This window comes from Vibrio splendidus, assembly GCF_024347615.1.
Classification (GTDB): Bacteria; Pseudomonadota; Gammaproteobacteria; order Enterobacterales; family Vibrionaceae; genus Vibrio; species Vibrio splendidus.
This window is the reverse complement of sequence record NZ_AP025508.1, coordinates 2,912,727-2,931,747: the sequence shown is the minus strand read 5'-3', so window position 1 is coordinate 2,931,747 and position 19,021 is coordinate 2,912,727. Positions and strand designations below refer to the sequence as shown.

At 44.2% G+C, this 19,021-nt stretch carries 17 protein-coding genes; 11 read left to right on the top strand and 6 right to left on the bottom strand.

Translation table 11 applies throughout. The features are described from left to right. Nucleotides 1–110: 110 nt before the first annotated feature. Both nagE and glnS read left to right on the top strand, forming a co-directional pair. Nucleotides 111–1,628, top strand: coding sequence for an N-acetylglucosamine-specific PTS transporter subunit IIBC (gene nagE, locus OCU90_RS12945; protein ID WP_235447494.1), 1,518 nt, complete (start codon nucleotides 111–113; stop codon nucleotides 1,626–1,628). A gap of 302 nt (nucleotides 1,629–1,930) precedes the next feature. Beyond that, nucleotides 1,931–3,598 carry a glutamine--tRNA ligase gene (gene glnS / locus OCU90_RS12940; protein WP_061024461.1) on the top strand — a complete coding sequence of 556 codons (1,668 nt, stop codon included), beginning with the start codon at nucleotides 1,931–1,933 and terminating at the stop codon, nucleotides 3,596–3,598. A 198-nt stretch (nucleotides 3,599–3,796) separates the two neighbouring features. On the opposite strand, the gene fcrX is transcribed toward glnS, so the two are convergent. After that, nucleotides 3,797–4,246: a ferric iron uptake transcriptional regulator FcrX gene (gene fcrX / locus OCU90_RS12935; protein WP_004734226.1), complete on the bottom strand. Its 450-nt coding sequence runs from the start codon at nucleotides 4,244–4,246 to the stop codon at nucleotides 3,797–3,799. 207 nt (nucleotides 4,247–4,453) lie between these two features. On the opposite strand from fcrX, the gene OCU90_RS12930 reads away from it, so the two are divergent. After that, on the top strand, nucleotides 4,454–4,960 hold the full coding sequence (locus tag OCU90_RS12930; RefSeq protein WP_017092672.1) for a DUF4442 domain-containing protein: 507 nt from the start codon (nucleotides 4,454–4,456) through the stop codon (nucleotides 4,958–4,960). Between the two features lie 96 nt (nucleotides 4,961–5,056). Here OCU90_RS12930 and fldA read toward each other — a convergent pair whose 3' ends face one another. The 3 genes from fldA to OCU90_RS12915 form a co-directional block, all read right to left on the bottom strand. Next, on the bottom strand, nucleotides 5,057–5,590 hold the full coding sequence (gene fldA / locus OCU90_RS12925; RefSeq protein ID WP_004734224.1) for a flavodoxin FldA: 534 nt from the start codon (nucleotides 5,588–5,590) through the stop codon (nucleotides 5,057–5,059). A gap of 57 nt (nucleotides 5,591–5,647) precedes the next feature. Beyond that, on the bottom strand, nucleotides 5,648–5,866 hold the full coding sequence (locus OCU90_RS12920) for a DUF2788 domain-containing protein (RefSeq protein ID WP_004734223.1): 219 nt from the start codon (nucleotides 5,864–5,866) through the stop codon (nucleotides 5,648–5,650). 108 nt (nucleotides 5,867–5,974) lie between these two features. Next, the gene (locus tag OCU90_RS12915; RefSeq protein WP_061024460.1) at nucleotides 5,975–6,736 is read right to left on the bottom strand and encodes an alpha/beta fold hydrolase; all 762 of its coding nucleotides are present in this window, start codon (nucleotides 6,734–6,736) and stop codon (nucleotides 5,975–5,977) included. 93 nt (nucleotides 6,737–6,829) lie between these two features. Between OCU90_RS12915 and seqA the strand changes: the two genes are divergently transcribed. Together seqA and pgm are read left to right on the top strand one after the other, a co-directional pair. After that, a complete protein-coding gene (seqA, locus tag OCU90_RS12910) occupies nucleotides 6,830–7,369 on the top strand; it encodes a replication initiation negative regulator SeqA (RefSeq protein WP_004734221.1) in 540 nt (179 codons plus the stop codon). A 92-nt stretch (nucleotides 7,370–7,461) separates the two neighbouring features. Next, complete coding sequence (gene pgm, locus OCU90_RS12905) at nucleotides 7,462–9,108, top strand: phosphoglucomutase (alpha-D-glucose-1,6-bisphosphate-dependent) (RefSeq protein ID WP_061024458.1); 1,647 nt, start codon at nucleotides 7,462–7,464, stop codon at nucleotides 9,106–9,108. A 137-nt stretch (nucleotides 9,109–9,245) separates the two neighbouring features. Here pgm and OCU90_RS12900 read toward each other — a convergent pair whose 3' ends face one another. Beyond that, nucleotides 9,246–10,004, bottom strand: coding sequence for a DUF1853 family protein (locus OCU90_RS12900; RefSeq protein ID WP_061024457.1), 759 nt, complete (start codon nucleotides 10,002–10,004; stop codon nucleotides 9,246–9,248). A gap of 90 nt (nucleotides 10,005–10,094) precedes the next feature. Between OCU90_RS12900 and OCU90_RS12895 the strand changes: the two genes are divergently transcribed. Further along, nucleotides 10,095–10,853, top strand: a complete 759-nt coding sequence (locus OCU90_RS12895) for a Nif3-like dinuclear metal center hexameric protein (RefSeq protein ID WP_061024455.1) — start codon at nucleotides 10,095–10,097, stop codon at nucleotides 10,851–10,853. A 299-nt stretch (nucleotides 10,854–11,152) separates the two neighbouring features. Here OCU90_RS12895 and OCU90_RS12890 read toward each other — a convergent pair whose 3' ends face one another. Further along, nucleotides 11,153–12,442, bottom strand: a complete 1,290-nt coding sequence (locus tag OCU90_RS12890; RefSeq protein WP_061024453.1) for a citrate synthase — start codon at nucleotides 12,440–12,442, stop codon at nucleotides 11,153–11,155. 414 nt (nucleotides 12,443–12,856) lie between these two features. Between OCU90_RS12890 and sdhC the strand changes: the two genes are divergently transcribed. The 5 genes from sdhC to sucA all read left to right on the top strand — a co-directional run bounded on the left by sdhC (nucleotide 12,857) and on the right by sucA (nucleotide 19,000). Next, nucleotides 12,857–13,249, top strand: coding sequence for a succinate dehydrogenase cytochrome b556 subunit (gene sdhC / locus OCU90_RS12885; RefSeq protein WP_012604532.1), 393 nt, complete (start codon nucleotides 12,857–12,859; stop codon nucleotides 13,247–13,249). After that, nucleotides 13,243–13,590: a succinate dehydrogenase, hydrophobic membrane anchor protein gene (gene sdhD, locus OCU90_RS12880; RefSeq protein ID WP_004734215.1), complete on the top strand. Its 348-nt coding sequence runs from the start codon at nucleotides 13,243–13,245 to the stop codon at nucleotides 13,588–13,590. Before sdhC ends, sdhD begins: the two co-directional genes overlap by 7 nt. Further along, nucleotides 13,591–15,357, top strand: coding sequence for a succinate dehydrogenase flavoprotein subunit (gene sdhA, locus OCU90_RS12875; RefSeq protein ID WP_009847321.1), 1,767 nt, complete (start codon nucleotides 13,591–13,593; stop codon nucleotides 15,355–15,357). It abuts the gene before it with no gap. A gap of 12 nt (nucleotides 15,358–15,369) precedes the next feature. Next, nucleotides 15,370–16,083, top strand: a complete 714-nt coding sequence (locus tag OCU90_RS12870) for a succinate dehydrogenase iron-sulfur subunit (protein ID WP_061024450.1) — start codon at nucleotides 15,370–15,372, stop codon at nucleotides 16,081–16,083. Between the two features lie 97 nt (nucleotides 16,084–16,180). Continuing rightward, nucleotides 16,181–19,000 carry a 2-oxoglutarate dehydrogenase E1 component gene (gene sucA / locus OCU90_RS12865; RefSeq protein ID WP_017079473.1) on the top strand — a complete coding sequence of 940 codons (2,820 nt, stop codon included), beginning with the start codon at nucleotides 16,181–16,183 and terminating at the stop codon, nucleotides 18,998–19,000. Nucleotides 19,001–19,021: the final 21 nt, after the last annotated feature.

Sequence of the window (19,021 nt, the reverse complement as noted above, 5' to 3'; positions counted from 1 at the left end):
ACTAAATTGAGCGACTAAAATAAGTTTCTCAAACGAATTCTAAAAAATCCTATAGGGGGAAACAACTGGTGAATATTCTAGGATATGCACAGAAGCTTGGTAAGGCGTTAATGCTACCAATCGCAACGCTTCCGATTGCGGCGCTTCTTTTACGTTTAGGTCAAGGCGATCTACTTGATATTCCATTCATGGCAGAAGCTGGTGGTGCTATCTTCGGTAACCTACCATTGCTATTTGGTCTAGGTATCGCGATTGGTCTTTCTAAAGACGGTAACGGCGCAGCGGGTCTTGCTGGTGCAGTTGCTTACTTCGTACTAACAGCAACAGCAACGACAATTAACGCAGACGTTAACATGTCATTCTTCGGCGGTATCTTCGCAGGTATCATCGCAGGTCACTCTTACAACGCTTTCCATGCAACACGCCTTCCTGAGTGGCTGGCTTTCTTCGCGGGTAAACGTTTAGTACCTATCATGGCCGGTCTATTTGCACTTGTTGCAGGTGCTGTGTCTGGTGTGGTTTGGCCTGGTATTCAATCTGGTCTAGATGCACTAGCTCACGCGGTATCAACGTCTGGTGCTGTTGGCCAATTCGTTTACGGTACTCTTAACCGTGCACTAATCCCTGTAGGTCTACACCACGTATTGAACTCATACTTCTGGTTCGGTATGGGTACATGTCAAGAAATCGTTGTTGCTGGTCAAGGCGCATTCGCTAACATCACTCAACTTTGTGTTGACCCTGCACTGGCTAAAACTCTAGTTGTTGGTCAAGAGCACACATTCACATTCGCTAACTCAGTAACTCCAGAGATTACTACTGTTGTTAAAGAAGTGACTGAAACAGTTAAATCTGGCGACCTACACCGTTTCTTCGGTGGCGATAAAGGCGCTGGCGTATTCATGAACGGTTTCTTCCCAGTAATGATGTTCGGTCTACCAGGTGCTGCACTTGCAATGTACCTCGCTGCTCCTGCTGAAAAACGTAGCCAAGTTGGTGGCGCATTGTTCTCAGTTGCATTCTGTTCATTCCTAACAGGTATCACAGAGCCGCTAGAATTCATGTTCGTATTCCTAGCTCCTGCTCTATACGCAATGCACGCGGTATTTACAGGTCTGTCTCTAGTAGTGGCAAATATGTTTGGTACTCTGCACGGTTTCGGTTTCTCTGCTGGTCTAATCGACTTCGTACTGAACTGGGGTCTAGCAACTAAACCATTCACTCTACTATTGATTGGCTTAGCATTCGGTGCTCTATACTTCTTCACTTTCTCTTTCGCAATCCGCGCTTTCAACTTGAAATCGCCAGGTCGTGAAGATGATGACGAAGCTGCAGCAGCTCCTGCTGGTGACGCGCCAAAAGGTGACGTTGCTCGTCAATACCTGAAAGCTCTAGGTGGTCACGAAAACCTGACTTCAATCGATGCTTGTATCACTCGTCTACGTCTAACTCTTAAAGACCGCTCTATCGCTGATGAAGTTGTTCTTAAGAAACTTGGCGCTAAAGGTGTGGTTAAACTAGGTGAGAACAACCTACAGGTTATCCTAGGCCCACTAGCTGAAATCGTCGCTGGCGAAATGAAAGCTATCGGTGCAGGTGAAGACCTATCTGATGTAAAACTTCCATAGTAAAGGAAGTACTTATTAAGACGTAACAACGGCTCTTAAGTAAGTTTCAAATTGAAAGCCTCCCACACGGGAGGCTTTTTTGTACTTGTCATTTACAGCCAGTGAGCAAGGTTCGTTCTATTCTTCATCGAATAGCGGAAATAATCACAATTAACTGATGGTTCTTATTGTGCAAAGGCGAAGAATTGTGGATGATTAGCAACAATGATCTTTCTATCTTTGACTGGCAGCAAAAGCGGCCTTTGTCTCGGATATGAAAGATAACTTTCTCTGACAATACTAAATACATAGAGGTGCTATAGATGAGTGAAGCTGAGGCTCGTCCATCGAATTTCATTCGCCAAATTATCGATAAAGATTTAGCGGATGGTACACACAGTAGCGTGCATACTCGTTTCCCGCCGGAGCCAAATGGCTACCTGCACATTGGTCACGCTAAATCTATTTGCTTGAACTTTGGTATTGCTCAGGACTACCAGGGACAATGTAATCTTCGTTTCGATGATACAAACCCTGAAAAAGAAGACGTTGAATACGTTGAGTCAATTAAGAATGATGTAAGCTGGTTAGGCTTCGAATGGTCGGGTGATATTTGTTACTCATCAAACTACTTCGATACGCTTTACGCTTATGCTGTGGAATTAATTAATAAAGGCTTAGCGTATGTTGACGAGCTAAGTCCTGAGCAGATCCGTGAATACCGTGGCACGTTAAAAGAGCCAGGTAAAGCGAGCCCATATCGTGATCGCAGCCCTGAAGAAAACCTAGCGTTGTTTGAAAAAATGCGTGACGGTGGCTTCGAAGAAGGCAAAGCATGTTTACGTGCTAAGATCGACATGAGCTCTTCATTCATGGTTATGCGTGATCCAGTTATCTACCGTGTTCGTTTTGCTCACCATCATCAGACTGCTGACAAGTGGTGCATTTACCCAATGTACGACTTCACTCACTGTATCTCTGATGCGCTCGAGGGCATTACGCACTCTATCTGTACGCTTGAATTCCAAGATAACCGTCGTTTGTATGACTGGGTTCTAGACAACATCACGATTGATTGCCAACCTCGTCAGTACGAGTTTAGCCGTCTGAATCTTGAATACACGGTAATGTCGAAGCGTAAGCTGAACCAACTTGTGGTTGAAAACCTAGTTGAAGGTTGGGACGATCCACGTATGCCAACAATCTCTGGTTTGCGTCGTCGTGGCTTCACTTCAAGCTCGATTCGCGAATTCTGTAAACGTATTGGTGTGACTAAGCAAGAGAACATGATTGAGTTCGGCTCACTTGAATCTTGTATCCGTGATGATCTGAACGAAAATGCACCTCGTGCAATGGCTGTTCTTGACCCTATCAAGGTCGTGATTGAAAACTACGACGCTGATACAGTAGAAACACTGACAGTGGCGAACCACCCGAACAAGCCAGAAATGGGTACTCGTGAAGTTCCATTTACACGCGAAGTTTGGATTGAGCGTGACGACTTCCGTGAAGAAGCAAACAAGAAATACAAGCGTTTGGTTCTTGGCAAAGAAGTTCGTCTACGTGGTGCTTACGTGATCAAAGCTGAACGTATCGAAAAAGATGCAGAAGGCAACATTACGACTATCTTCTGTTCTTACGATAACGAAACACTCGGTAAGAACCCAGCAGATGGCCGTAAAGTGAAAGGCGTTATCCATTGGGTATCAGCTGATAAAGCGCTACCTGCTGAGATTCGTTTGTACGATCGTCTATTCACAGTGGCAAACCCAGCCGCTGCTGATGACTTTGCAGCGACGCTTAACCCTGAATCACTTGTTACACTAAACGGTTTTGTTGAACCTAGCTTAGCGGAAGGTGTAGCAGAGCAAGCGTACCAGTTTGAACGTACAGGCTACTTCTGTGTGGATTCGAAAGACTCTAAAACAGACGCACTAGTATTCAACCGCACGGTTGGTCTACGTGACACTTGGGGTAAAACTGAAGCTTAATGGCTTTGTTTTTCTCAGCTCTGTTTTTCCAAGCTTAGTGTCTTAAAGCTTAGTTTCTCAAGATACGCTTAATAAAAAACCGGCTTAGAGCCGGTTTTTTTGTGTCTGGGAAATAACCAAATTGTGGGCCAAGTTACTGTGATTCTTAATACGGTATCAGCCCAAATAAAAAACGCCGGCCTAAGCCAGCGTTCTGTGTTACTTCTTCGCTTTATGTGCGTCTGGGTTGCCTTTGCAATCCCCAGTGATGCTTTTACCATACAGATATAAACTGTGGTTAGTTAACTGTACGTTGTAGCGTTGAGCGATTTCTTTTTGTCTTTCTTCGATAAGATCATCAGAGAATTCGATAACTTCACCGCAGTCTAAACATACTAGGTGATCGTGGTGATGCTGTGTTGAAAGTTCAAATACAGACTTGCCGCCTTCGAAGTGGTGGCGAGTTACAATGCCAGCATCATCGAATTGGTTCAGTACGCGATAAACGGTCGCAAGACCTATCTCTTCACCTAAGTCGATCAGCTTTTTATATAAATCTTCAGCACTAATATGTTGGCAGTCTGGTTGTTGTAATACTTCTAAAATTTTGAGCCGTGGGAGGGTCACTTTAAGACCAGCATCTTTTAGCGCTTGATTATTGTCTGACATATACTTTCCTGTTGACGATCTGCAGCAATTAACAGAATTCAATATTAATACCATTATAGTTTAGTCAGGCATAACAATAAACCACGAACTTCAAAGGGTTACTTACTGACATCACAATCTGTTTTGTAAATTGGAAGTATCTCACTTATAGTGGAGGTACGACCAGTCAAGCTGACGGTGTTTCTGATATGAACATGGAATGTTGTTATGAATAAGCAACTCGCAAAAATATATAAACCCAACATTGTAAAATTTGCTCTCAATATTTGGCCTCCTTTTTGGGGATCGGGAATTCGAATAGCTCACATTAGCCCTGACTTTAGGGTTGTTAAGACGATACTAAAGCTGCGCTGGTGGAATAAGAACGCCAATCGTACTCAATATGGCGGCAGTATCTTTTCTCTTACCGATCCAGTTTACTCTTTGATGTTAATGGGAATTTTAGGTGAGCGATATTATGTTTGGGATAAAGAGGCGAGTATTAACTTTATCAAGCCGGGTCAATCTGACTTGTATGCAGATTTTGAGATAAGCCAAGGGCAACTGGATGATATCTATCGTCAGACGCAGCTTGGTGAGAAGTGTTTCCCCGAATTTATTATCCACGTTAAAGATAAGCAGGGGAATGTAGTGTCAGAAATTCAGCGAACCCTGTATGTGAGAAAGAAGCCACAATTTAGAGATGATGACGAAGCATTAGAAGCTGAGTGTTGATTGGTGAACATTAAATAGCAAAAAACCTCCTATAAGGAGGTTTTTTCATATCTACATATCGGTCATTAATTGTAACAATTAACAATCGCTAGAGAATTAGTCTTCTAGCTCTGCTAGGCACATTTCTTCGTGGATTTGTTTAACCCAGTTAGATACACGCTCATCAGTTAGTTCAGGTTGACGGTCTTCATCGATACATAGACCAACGAATTGGCTGTCATCGCCTTCAACTAAGCCTTTCGATGCTTCGAATTCGTAGCTTTCAGTTGATGTGTGACCTAGGATAGTACCGCCTTTCGCTTCAACGATGTCACGGATAGTACCCATAGCATCACAGAAGTATTCTGCGTAATCTTCTTGGTCGCCACAACCAAAGATAGCAACAAGCTTAGTTGAAAAATCAATAGCTTCTAGCTCAGGGAAAAAGTCGTCCCAATCACATTGTGCTTCGCCGTAGTACCACGTAGGGATACCAAGCAGCAGTAGATCGAAGTTATCGATATCTTCTTTGCTGCTTTTTGCAATGTCTTGAACTTGAACGAGCTGCTTGCCCAATTGCTTTTGAATCATCTTAGCAACAGCTTCAGTGTTACCTGTATCGCTACCAAAGAAGAGACCTACACTTGCCATAGAATCATTACCTTTCATTTTGTCTGTTGTCGGTGTAATAAAGTTCGGAGGAAATCGTTAGATTCCAGTTCCTTCCCAGCTTAGTTGGATTATCCCTTTTGCGATAAAACCTGCGCAGCCAAGGAAAAGTACTAACCATACGATGCGACGACCAAATGCAGGAACATTTCCTTCCTTTAGAACGTCTTTAATTGCCATTCCGATTAGAAAGAAAATCGCGGCAAACAGAAGATCTAAACCAATAGATTCAATGATGTTCATGTAGTCGTAAAGCATGGGAACCTTATATACCAAATTTGCTTGGGCGCACTATATCACTGTTGTGAGATAAAGTTAATCTGCTGTGATTACACAGCTCTCATTTATATCGACTAATCAACCTATCTAAGCGATGAATTTTCTTATTGCACGGAGTACTTCAGCTGGCTTTTCCGCGTGTAACCAGTGTCCCGTGTTAGCGATAACATGAGCCTTTGCGTTGGAAAACTGCTGTTGAACGGCGGTTTGATGCTCAGCTGTGAGGTAATCAGAATCCCCACCTTTTATTAACAAGGTTTTGACCGAGGTTTTCTCGATCGGTTCCCAACCAATAATTTGTGGATAGTTGCTCAATAACGAAGCAACGTTGAAGCGCCATTCCATGATGCCTTGTTCCGTTTTGAACAAAGATTTGGTCAAGAACTGGCGAACCCCATCAATTTCGATATGTTTTGCGAGGATCTTAAGCGCGTCTGAGCGTGAGGTCGGTTTTTCTTCTATCACGGCTTGTAGGCCGGCGAATACGTTGTCGTGACGACTTTGGGTGTACGCGACTGGTGCCATATCCAAGACAATCAATTTATGCAGCGTAAGATGTTGTGTCAGCGCCATCGCTACCTTGCCACCCATGGAATGACCAATCACAGTGACATCATTTAACTCAAGAACATTCAGTAGTTGAGCCACATCTTGTGCCATTGCTTTATAGTTGTGAGTGTCACTATGGAAGGATTGGCCGTGGTTGCGTAGATCGATACTAAGTACCTGGTGATCGGCTTTTAGATCCCTAGCGAGCAAGCCAAGGTTGTCCAGATTACCGAATAATCCATGGATCAAAACAATGGTGTGACCCGCACCTTCTAATTTATAGTTGAGCTGTACTGACATTTTTATCTTATTCATGGTGGGTTTGACGTAGAGTATCCGCGCGGATCTCGCTATAATCCCCCTGAGTTTAAACATTGAGATTGTGAAAAGCGAATGAAAACAATTGAGGTTGATGAGGACCTATACCGTTTTATTGCGGGTCAGACAGAACGTATTGGCGAAAGCGCTTCAGATATTCTGCGCCGCTTATTACAGGTTGATAGCCAAGGCATGGTTCCGATCGAAGAGATCGTTGAGCCAAAAGGTATCGTTGTTAGCAAAGAGGTAGGCTTTACTCCAGAGAAGTTCGATGGTGTTAAAGAAATGCGCTCACTACTAATATCAGATGAGTTTGCATCACTGAAGAAAGCCATTGATCGTTTCATGCTTGTGTTATCGACACTGCATAAAATCGACCCTTTAAGCTTTTCAGAAGCAACTCAAGTAAAAGGCCGCAAGCGTGTTTACTTTGCAGACAACGAAGAGACCTTGCTAGCAAACGGCAACACAACTAAGCCTAAAGCCATTCCACAAAGTCCTTTTTGGGTTATAACTAATAATAACACTAGCCGTAAAAGACAAATGGTTGAACAGCTTATGAGCCGCATGAGTTTCCAAGCAGAATTGATAGAAAAAGTAACAGGTTCAATTTAACGAAATCTGATTTAAACCTCATAATATCCATGGATAAGAAGATATTATGAGGTTTTTTTGTTTTTAAATTTTATATATAAGGATGTCGAAAAATGGCTATGCACCCTCGTGCTGGGCAGAAAGCTCAGCAGGAAGATCTTCATAATATTCCGGCTTTAGTGGCTAACTATTTCTTACAGCAACCGGATGCTACTAACCCAGACCACAAAGTACTGTTCGGTACTTCAGGTCACCGTGGTACAGCAGACAAATCAACATTTAATGAAAACCACATCCTAGCGATCGCACAAGCGGTGGCTGAAGTTCGTGCTGAGCAAGGTACAACAGGACCTCTTTTCCTAGGTAAAGATACTCACGCTCTCTCTGAGCCTGCGTTTTCTACTGTAATCGAAGTGCTTGTAGCCAACGGTGTTGAAGTTATTATTCAAGAAAACAATGGCTTTACTCCAACACCAGGTATCTCGCACGCGATTCTTACGCATAACCTAGTGAATGACAAAAAAGCAGACGGCATTGTTATCACGCCTTCGCATAATCCACCACAAGACGGTGGTATTAAATACAATCCGACACACGGTGGCCCTGCTGAGGCTGAGCTAACTCAAGCGATTGAAGATCGTGCGAACGTCATCATTGCTGAGCAAATGCAAGGTGTAAAGCGTACTCCTATCGCACAGGTTAAACAGTCTGAGCTAGTGAAAGAAGTTGATTTAGTTGCTCCTTACGTTGCTGACTTGGTTAACGTGGTTGATATGGAAGCGATCCAGAAAGCAAACATCAAGATTGGTGTTGATCCACTGGGTGGCAGCGGTATTGATTACTGGCGTCAAATTGGCAAAGCGTACAACCTAGATCTTACTCTGGTCAGTGAAGCGGTTGATCCTTCGTTCCAATTTATGTCTCTAGACAAAGATGGTGTGGTTCGTATGGATTGTTCTTCTCCGTACGCAATGGCAGGCTTACTGGCGCTTAAAGATGACTATCAACTAGCGTTTGGTAACGACCCTGATTACGATCGCCACGGCATCGTTACGCCAAAAGGCCTGATGAATCCAAACCACTTCCTAGCGGTTTGTATTGACTACCTATACCGTAACCGTGAAGGTTGGGGCAAAGACGTTGCAGTGGGTAAAACACTCGTATCAAGTGCACTAATCGACCGTGTTGTTGCTGACTTAGGCCGTGAGCTTTGTGAAGTGCCAGTTGGGTTCAAATGGTTCGTTGATGGCTTATACAACGGTCAGTTTGGTTTCGGTGGTGAAGAGAGTGCGGGTGCATCTTTCTTACGTAAAGACGGAACGCCTTGGTCAACAGATAAAGATGGCCTAATTCTTTGTTTGCTTGCGGCTGAGATCACAGCAGTAACGGGTAAGAACCCACAAGAATATTACGAAGAGCTTGCTGCTAAACACGGTGAGTCTAAGTATAACCGTATTCAAGCGGTAGCAAATGGTGCACAAAAAGACGTACTTAAGAAGCTGTCTCCAGAGATGGTTTCTGCTGAGACGCTGGCTGGTGATGCAATTACTGCACGCCTAACGCATGCTCCAGGTAATGGCGCTGCGATTGGTGGCCTAAAAGTGACGACTGAAAACGGTTGGTTTGCTGCTCGTCCATCAGGTACAGAAGACATCTACAAGATCTACTGTGAAAGCTTTAAAGGTGAAGAGCACCTGAAAGCAATCGAAGCAGAAGCTCAAGAGATTGTTAACCAAGTATTTGCAGCGGCTGGCCTATAATCGAATACCGATTAGTAGAGTCATCAAGTAAATAGTGAAAGGGTTGATGTGAAAGCATCAGCCCTTTTTTATATCAGCTCGTGGGTAAAGCGGCTAAAGCTAGGTGGTTGAATTACTGTACAACTGAGTAGGTTATACTATCCGTGTGGCCAACTTTGTGGCATCACAAACCAAAACTGCCCTGATTTAGTTTGCCCATGAACGAAGCGATCACCAAATTCGGTGATAGGTTCACAGGTGAAGTCATCAGTGCCAGCTGCCCATTGCTCTTTGGTGAGAGGGTAGAGTACATCAGTAATTAAATGGGCTTGGTTTTGATAACACCAAAAACCGTTTACTTGGCTTGAATTAATGTCATAACCCAAACATTCAGTAGGTACTTTTTGATCTAAGAATGGATTTGTATATAGACGACCCTGCATGAGGAGATGTTTTGAGTCGACATCGATCTCTGGATATTGCTCCACAAACGCCGCTGAAGAGGACATGCCAAGTTGATGGGTGAGCATCCTGTCTAACTTCTTATCCAATTGGTCATGAGAGTTAGGACCAAACCATGTCTGTTCATGGAGTAGGTAAAACTTGATCGCGACTTCCCAGTGTTGCAGCTTTTGGTTGTTCTCTTTTTCAAGAATAAAGTCGATAGCACCGAGTGTTCTTCCCTCAACATTAATTTGAATCTCATCGTACTTGACCGAATAATCAGGTGAGGCTTCAATGACTTGTTCACATAGATGCTGGTAAAGGAAACCTAACCTTGGGTTTCCGTTATAAGTGTGTGATGAGTCGATGGCATGGGTGCTTAAGAATGCACCAAGATCGGAAATCGGTGGCTTGATTTCTAGTAATGGCGGTGAGTCGATGACCCATTGGTAAAAACGTTGCAGTGCTGTCATCGGTTCCTCATAAACTCATCGTGGGGCTTTCGACATTCTACCCGTAAATTGATATAACGACGTTATTATAAAGTTAAGCTGGAAAGAAAAATGAATAACTTACAATTAGAAAAGCTACTTAACGAAAAACTTCAGCCACAGCAGATTAAAGATTACTGTCCTAATGGTCTTCAAGTGGAAGGTACTTCTCAAGTAAAGCGCATTGTTACTGGTGTGACAGCTTCTCAAGCATTAATTGATAAAGCGGTAGAACTGAACGCAGACGCTTTATTGGTCCATCACGGTTTCTTTTGGAAAGGTGAGTCAGAAGCCATTCGTGGTATGAAGGGTAAGCGCATTCGAACTCTGATTAAAAACGACATCAACCTTTTAGGTTACCACTTACCACTGGATATCCACCCTGAACTTGGTAACAACGCCAAGCTTGCAGAGTTGCTCGACATTGAAGTTGAAGGCGGTTTAGAAGGGCACCCACAATCAGTTGCGATGTTTGGTAAGTTGAGTTCACCAATAACTGGTGCGGAGTTTGCAGAAAAGATTGGCCAAGCTTTGAACCGCAAGCCATTACATATCGCTCCAGATAACCAAGACAAAATGATTACGACTGTCGGTTGGTGTACCGGTGGTGGTCAAGACTACATTGAGTTAGCTGCTTCTCAAGGTATTGATGCGTTTATCTCTGGAGAGATTTCAGAGCGCACTACGTACTCAGCGCGTGAGCAAGATATTCATTACTTTGCAGCAGGACACCACGCAACAGAACGTTATGGTGTGAAGGCATTAGGTGAGTGGTTAGCGAAAGAACATGGCTTAGATGTTGAGTTTATCGATATCGACAACCCGGTATAAAAAGAAAATATGGGATGTAGGATACGAGTCACTATAAATTTGTACCCGTCGATGAGACTGGCTAGTTAGAACTCTAATGGATTTTATTTCGAGAGATCTCAAGTAATTCGTCATTCCCTAGACTGACGAAGGAAGGAGTAGGGAATCTCTAAAAGCTTGTCGATACAATTAGTGAGATCCCCAACTCGCTCGTCCCTCACTCTTGAGGATGACGGAGTTGAGAGCATATAAAAGAAAAGGGTTGATGTTAATACATCAACCCTTTTGGATTTCAATCGATTAGAAAAGTCTAAACTTTACTATTCGCGCTCGTGTAGAGCTTGGAAATCACGCTGTTCTTCACCAGTATACAACTGACGAGGACGACCGATACGGTTCGTCGGATCGCTGTGCATTTCGTTCCAGTGTGCAATCCAACCGATAGTACGAGACATCGCGAAGATTACTGTGAACATTGATACAGGAATGCCGATCGCTTTCAGAATGATACCTGAGTAGAAATCTACGTTCGGGTATAGCTTCTTAGAAACAAAGTACTCGTCAGAAAGAGCGATGCGCTCAAGTTCCATTGCTACGTCTAGTAGTGGATCTTGAATGTTTAGCTCTTTAAGTACTTCGTGACACGCTTCACGCATTACCGTTGCACGTGGATCGTAGTTCTTGTAGACACGGTGACCAAAGCCCATTAGGCGGAATGGGTCATCTTTGTCTTTTGCTTTTGCTACATATTCTTCAATGTTGTCTACGCTACCGATCTCTTCAAGCATCATTAGACAAGCTTCGTTAGCACCACCGTGAGCAGGACCCCACAAAGAAGCGATACCAGCAGCAATACAAGCAAATGGGTTTGCACCCGAAGAACCTGCTAAACGAACCGTTGACGTTGAAGCATTCTGTTCGTGATCAGCATGTAACGTAAAGATTTTGTCCATTGCGCGAGCGACAACAGGGTTTACTTCATATTCTTCACATGGGTTTGCATACATCATGTGTAGGAAGTTTTCTGCGTAGCCTAGGTCATTGCGCGGGTAGATAAACGGTTGACCGATAGAATATTTGTAACACATTGCAGCCAGTGTCGGCATCTTAGAAATTAGGCGATATGCCGCAATTTCACGGTGTGTGTCGTTATTAACATCTAATGAATCATGATAGAACGCAGCAAGCGCACCTACCACACCACACATAACAGCCATTGGGTGAGCGTCACGACGGAAGCCGTGGAAGAAACTAGCAATTTGCTCGTGAACCATGGTGTGACGTGTGACTGTCGTCTTGAACTCTTCGTATTGAGATCGAGAAGGAGCTTCGCCGTATAAAAGAATGTAACAAACTTCTAAGTAATCAGCGTTATTGGCCAGTTGGTCAATTGGATAACCACGGTGTAGAAGGATACCTTTTCCACCGTCAATATAAGTTATTTGCGATTCACAAGATGCAGTGGCAAGAAAACCAGGATCAAAAGTGAAAAAACCATTAGAACCCAGTGTACGAACGTCGATGACTGGAGTACCAAGTACACCTTCTGTAATCGGCAATTCGATCGGTGCTTGACCTTCAATATGAAGGGTAGCTTTCTTATCCGCCATAACAATCTCCTTTGTTATTATTAATCCGTCCAGGATGTTTATGTGCCATTTTTTTACTGGTCTTACGTGAGAAAGTCAATTTTTCTGCAGCTTTGTGTGCACTTGTTAGTGTTTTTTACATTAAATTCGTTAAAAATCTGTTCTGTGTAGCATTATTTGTTGCATCAATTGTATTAGAATGTTGCCAGCCGTATAGTGGCGCTGAAAAGTTTGGTTAAAACCTTATAAATGCAAGGCTAAGAAGAAATGTGAGGTGTCTTCAGAAACCTAGCTGTTAACAATTATTTTACAATTATCTAAGGCTCAACTTACGTTATTTGTTAAGTTAATGTTAAATTTTGAAGGTTTGCAATCAAATTTTGTCCATAACAATACATAAGGTTATTTAATGACCATCATGCTCAATGGAGCTGAGTGAGCGAGCCCGTGAAAGAAAGAAAGACAAGACCTGTTAATTTAGATTTACAGACCATCCACTTTCCTATCACAGCAATAGCTTCCATCCTACACCGTGTGTCTGGGGTGATTACTTTTGTTGCGATCGGAATTCTGCTTTGGTTACTATCCATTTCCCTCTCTTCCCCTGTAGGCTTTATGGAAGCTAGCGACATTGTCGACGGTTTCTTCGTGAAGTTTATTCTGTGGGGCATTTTAACCGCTTTGGCTTACCACATTGCTGGTGGTATTCGTCACCTTCTTATGGACCTTGGTCACTTTGAAGAGCTGGAATCTGGCGCTAAGAGCGCGAAGGTTGCATTCGCAGCAACAGCGGTATTGTCTCTACTAGCGGGGATCTTAGTATGGTAAACAACGTTTCTACTTTTGGTCGTAATGGTGTGCATGATTATCTATTGATTCGTGCAACAGCCATCATTATGACGCTTTACACTATCTACCTAGTGAGCTTCTGTGCTTTCTCAGGTGATATTTCTTACGCATCTTGGACGCAATTCTTTGGTGGTACCTTCACTAAAGTCTTCACCATGTTAGCGCTTACTTCAATTTTGGTTCACGCGTGGATCGGCTTGTGGCAAGTACTAACTGACTATATCAAATGTGCAAAATTGCGCGTTGGTCTTCAAGTCGGTGTTGTTGCGGTTCTTCTAGGATATTTCTTCTCTGGTCTGTTTATTTTGTGGGGTGCGTAAGTGACTATTCCTGTTCGTGAGTTTGATGCTGTAGTAATTGGCGCTGGTGGTGCTGGTATGCGCGCCGCGCTACAAATTTCTGAGCAAGGCCTATCTTGTGCGTTGCTTTCTAAAGTTTTCCCAACTCGTTCTCATACTGTATCTGCGCAAGGTGGTATCACCGTTGCTCTTGGTAATGCGCATGAAGATCACTGGGAACAACACATGTACGATACGGTTAAAGGTTCCGATTATATCGGCGACCAAGATGCTATCGAGTACATGTGCAAAAATGGCCCTGAGTCGGTTATCGAATTAGAAAAAATGGGTCTTCCATTTTCTCGCTTTGATAACGGCAGTATTTACCAACGTCCGTTTGGTGGCCAATCTAAGAATTTTGGTGGTGAGCAAGCGGCTCGTACCGCAGCGGCAGCCGACCGTACTGGTCACGCACTGCTACACACGCTTTACCAACAAAACATTAAACACAAAACGACGGTTTTCTCTGAGTGGTATGCACTGGATCTTGTTAAAAACGAAGATGGTGCAATCTTAGGTACTACCGCGCTTTGTATGGAAACGGGCGAGGTTTGCTACTTCAAAGCGAAGGCAACAATCCTTGCTACTGGTGGTGCTGGTCGTATCTATGCATCAACAACGAATGCACACATTAACACTGGTGACGGTGTTGGTATGGCAATTCGTGCTGGCGTTCCAATGCAAGACATTGAAATGTGGCAGTTCCACCCAACGGGTATCGCTGGCGCAGGTGTTTTGGTAACAGAAGGTTGTCGTGGTGAAGGTGGTTACCTTCTCAATAAAGACGGCGAGCGCTTCATGGAACGTTATGCTCCGAATGCTAAAGATTTAGCAGGTCGTGATGTGGTAGCTCGTTCGATGATGGTTGAGATTCGTGAAGGTCGTGGTTGCGATGGCCCATGGGGTCCTCACATTAAGCTGAAACTTGATCACCTAGGTAAAGAGACGCTTGAGTCTCGTCTACCGGGTGTATGTGAGCTTTCTCGTACGTTTGCTCACGTTGATCCAGTTAAAGAACCAATTCCTGTGATCCCAACGTGTCACTACATGATGGGCGGTGTTCCTACACAGGTTTCTGGTCAAGCAATCAAACAAACTGAAGACGGTACAGACGTTGAAATTCAAGGTCTATTCGCTTGTGGCGAAATCGCTTCAGTATCTGTACATGGTGCAAACCGTCTAGGTGGCAACTCGCTACTTGATTTGGTTGTGTTCGGTCGTGCGACAGGTCTTCACCTTGGTGAAACTCTGAATAAGCAAGCTGAAGCAAAACCAGCAACTGAAGCCGACATTGAACGTTCACTAGAGCGCTACAATCGTTGGGAAAACAGTACAGACGGTGAAGACCCTGCGGTAATTCGTAAAGATCTTCAGCAATGTATGCAGAACAACTTCTCTGTATTCCGTGAAGGTAAAGCGATGGCTGATGGCTTAGAAGAGCTTAAAGTGATTCGTGAGCGTCTTAAGAATGCACACCTTTCAGACAAGTCGACAGAGTTCAACACGCAACGTATTGAGTGTTTAGAACTTGAAAACTTGATGGAAACGGCATTCGCAACTGCGGTTGCAGCAAACTTCCGTACAGAGAGTCGTGGAGCGCATGCTCGTTTTGACTTCCCAGACCGTGATGATGAGCAATGGCTATGCCACTCACTTTACAACCCAGAATCAGAAAGTATGACTAAGCGTGGCGTGAACATGGAACCTATCCATCGTGAAGCATTCCCGCCGAAAGCACGTACGTACTAAGGAGATATGACCATGAAACTGAATTTCTCTTTATACCGTTACAACCCAGATGTGGACCAGAAGCCTTACATGAAAGAGTACACCCTAGAGGTGGAAGAAGGCTCTGACATGATGCTTTTGGATGCGCTTATTCTTTTGAAAGAGCAAGATCCAACGATTTCATTCCGTCGTTCATGCCGTGAAGGTGTATGTGGTTCTGATGGCTTGAACATGAATGGTAAAAACGGATTGGCGTGTATTACGCCTCTGTCTGCTCTTACTGGCCAAGATAAAATCATAATTCGCCCACTTCCAGGTTTGCCTGTGGTACGTGATTTAATCGTAGACATGACTCCGTTCTACGATAACTACGAAAAAGTTAAGCCGTTCTTAGTGTCTGATGGCAATGTGCCACCGGCTCGTGAAAACCTACAAAGCCCTGATGAGCGTGCTCATTTAGATGGTTTGTATGAATGTATCATGTGTGCATGTTGTACGACTTCGTGCCCATCATTCTGGTGGAATCCAGATAAGTTCATCGGACCAGCTGGCTTGCTTGCAGCATACCGTTGGCTAATAGATAGCCGAGATACGGCGACAGACGAACGTCTGTCCGATCTTGATGATGCATTTAGCGTTTTTCGTTGCCATGGCATCATGAATTGTGTAAGTGTTTGTCCTAAGGGATTAAATCCGACGAAAGCAATTGGTCACATCAAGACCATGCTTGTGAATCGTTCGGTTTAAGTTATATAAAAATTGCCGCCCTAGAAGTTTTGGGGCGGCCTTTTAATAGCTCGGCATAGACCGCAGCAAACGTGAAAACTACTGGTTAAGGGAAAATATGCACAACGGCGTGATGAAGGCATGGCTCGAGTCTTCACACTTGGCTGGCGCCAATGCAACGTACGTAGAAGAACTCTATGAACTGTATCTAAGTGACCCCGATTCGGTAAGTGACGAATGGAGAAGTGTTTTTGAAGAATTGCCTGTGCAAGCTTCAGAAGCAGTGGAACAACCACACTCTCGTGTTCGTGAATACTTCCGTCGACTCGCTCAAGAAACAAAGCATTACAGTGTCCAAGTTAGTGATCCAGATGTCGATGCGAAACAAGTAAAGGTTCTGCAACTTATTAATGCCTATCGATTCCGAGGGCATCAATCAGCAAATCTAGACCCCCTAGGTTTATGGGAAAGAGATACAGTCGCTGAACTGGATCCTTCTTTTCACACTCTTACCGAAGATGACCTCAATGAGACGTTTAACGTCGGCTCTTACGCCATTGGCCAAGAGACGATGGTGCTTCGAGATTTGTACAAATCTTTAAAGCAAACTTATTGTGGTTCGATTGGTGCTGAATACATGCACATGACTAACACAGAGCAAAAGCGTTGGATCCAACAACGTTTAGAGTCTGTTTCTGGTCAACCCTCTTTCGATAAAGAAGAAAAGCAAGCTTTCCTAGAAGAGCTAACTGCTGCTGAAGGTCTTGAGCGCTATCTTGGTGCTAAATTCCCAGGCGCAAAACGCTTCTCATTGGAAGGTGGTGATGCGTTGATCCCAATGACGAAGGAAATTATTCGTCATGCAGGTGGACAAGGCATGCGTGAAGTTGTTGTTGGTATGGCTCACCGTGGTCGTCTAAACATGCTGGTCAATGTGCTTGGTAAAAAGCCACAAGACCTGTTTGACGAGTTTGCGGGCAAGCACAGCGATGACTCGTGGGGCACTGGTGATGTGAAATACCACCAAGGTTTCTCTGCGGATTTCGCAACACCAGGCGGCAACGTTCACTTAGCACTTGCATTTAACCCATCTCACTTAGAAATCGTAAACCCGGTAGTTATCGGTTCGGTACGTGCTCGCCAAGATCGTCTAGACGATAAAGATGGCAGCCGCGTACTTCCAATTACTATCCATGGTGATTCAGCTATCGCTGGCCAGGGTGTAGTACAAGAGACGTTCAACATGTCTCAAGCTCGTGGTTTCTGTGTTGGTGGTACGGTTCGTATCGTTGTAAATAACCAAGTTGGTTTTACAACGTCTAACCCTCGCGATACACGTTCTACGATGTACTGTACCGATATCGCGAAGATGGTTCAGGCTCCGATTTTCCACGTTAACTCTGATGATCCAGAAGCTGTCGCTTTCGTAGCGCGTCTTGCATTAGATTACCGTAATACGTTTAAGCGTGATGTTGTTATTGATTTGGTTTGTTACCGTCGCCACGGTCACAATGAAGCCGATGAGCCGAATGCAACGCAGCCTTTGATGTACCAAAAAATCAAGAAGCATCCAACGCCACGTAAGCTTTATGCTGACGTGCTAATGGAACGCGGTGAGTTTGGTATTGATACGGCAACTCAACTCGTTAATGAATATCGTGATGCACTTGATCACGGTGAAGTTGTGGTTAAAGAGTGGCGCCCAATGGCACTTCACTCAGTGGACTGGTCACCTTACTTAGGTCATGACTGGAACATCGAATGGGACAACAAGATTGATATCGAGCGCCTGAAAGAGCTTGGTAGCAAACTTTGCCAATACCCAGACAGCCACAAGTTGCAAAGCCGAGTAAACAAACTGTACAACGATCGTACTGCCATGGTGAATGGTGAGAAACAAGTCGATTGGGGTATGGCCGAGACCCTGGCTTACGCAACACTTGTTGATGACGGTAAGCGTATTCGTATCTCAGGCCAAGATTCAGGTCGTGGTACGTTCTTCCACCGTCACTCAGTACTGCACAATCAATCAGATGCAAGCACGTATGTTCCTCTTGCGAACATTCATGATAAACAAGGGCCATTCCAAGTATTTGACTCTGTGTTATCTGAAGAAGCGGTACTCGCATTTGAGTATGGTTATGCAACGGCAGAACCAAGCGGTCTAACCCTTTGGGAAGCACAATTTGGTGACTTCGCAAACGGTGCACAAGTTGTAATCGACCAATTCATTTCGTCAGGTGAGCAAAAGTGGGCACGTTTATGTGGTCTAACTATGCTGCTTCCTCACGGCTATGAAGGCCAAGGCCCAGAGCACTCATCTGCTCGTCTTGAACGTTACCTTCAATTATGTGCTGAACAAAACATGCAGGTTGTTGTTCCTTCAACGCCGGCACAGGTTTATCACATGATTCGCCGTCAGGTTGTTAGACCAATGCGTCGTCCACTGATCGTAATGTCACCTAAGTCATTGCTTCGTCACCCTCTATGTACGTCTTCTATGGAAGATCTAGCAGAAGGTACGTTCCAACCAGCTATCGCAGAAATTGATGATCTGGCTCCTGAGAACGTAAAACGCGTCGTGTTCTGTTCAGGTAAGGTTTACTTTGACCTGCTTGATCAAAGACGTAAGAACGAGCAAGACGATGTCGCTATTGTACGTATTGAGCAACTTTACCCGTTCCCTTACGAGGATGTGAGAGCTGCAATCGCACAATACACAAATGTAGTCGATTACGTTTGGTGTCAAGAAGAGCCACAAAACCAAGGTGCTTGGTACAGTAGCCAACATAATTTCCGAGCTGCTATCCCAGTGGGTGCTGATATTCAATATGCAGGTCGTCCTGCATCAGCATCACCAGCTGTTGGCTATATGTCGGTACACTTGAAACAACAAAAAGCGTTAGTTGACGACGCTTTGACCCTACTTAAGAACTAGAAGTAAAAGGAAAATACGCAC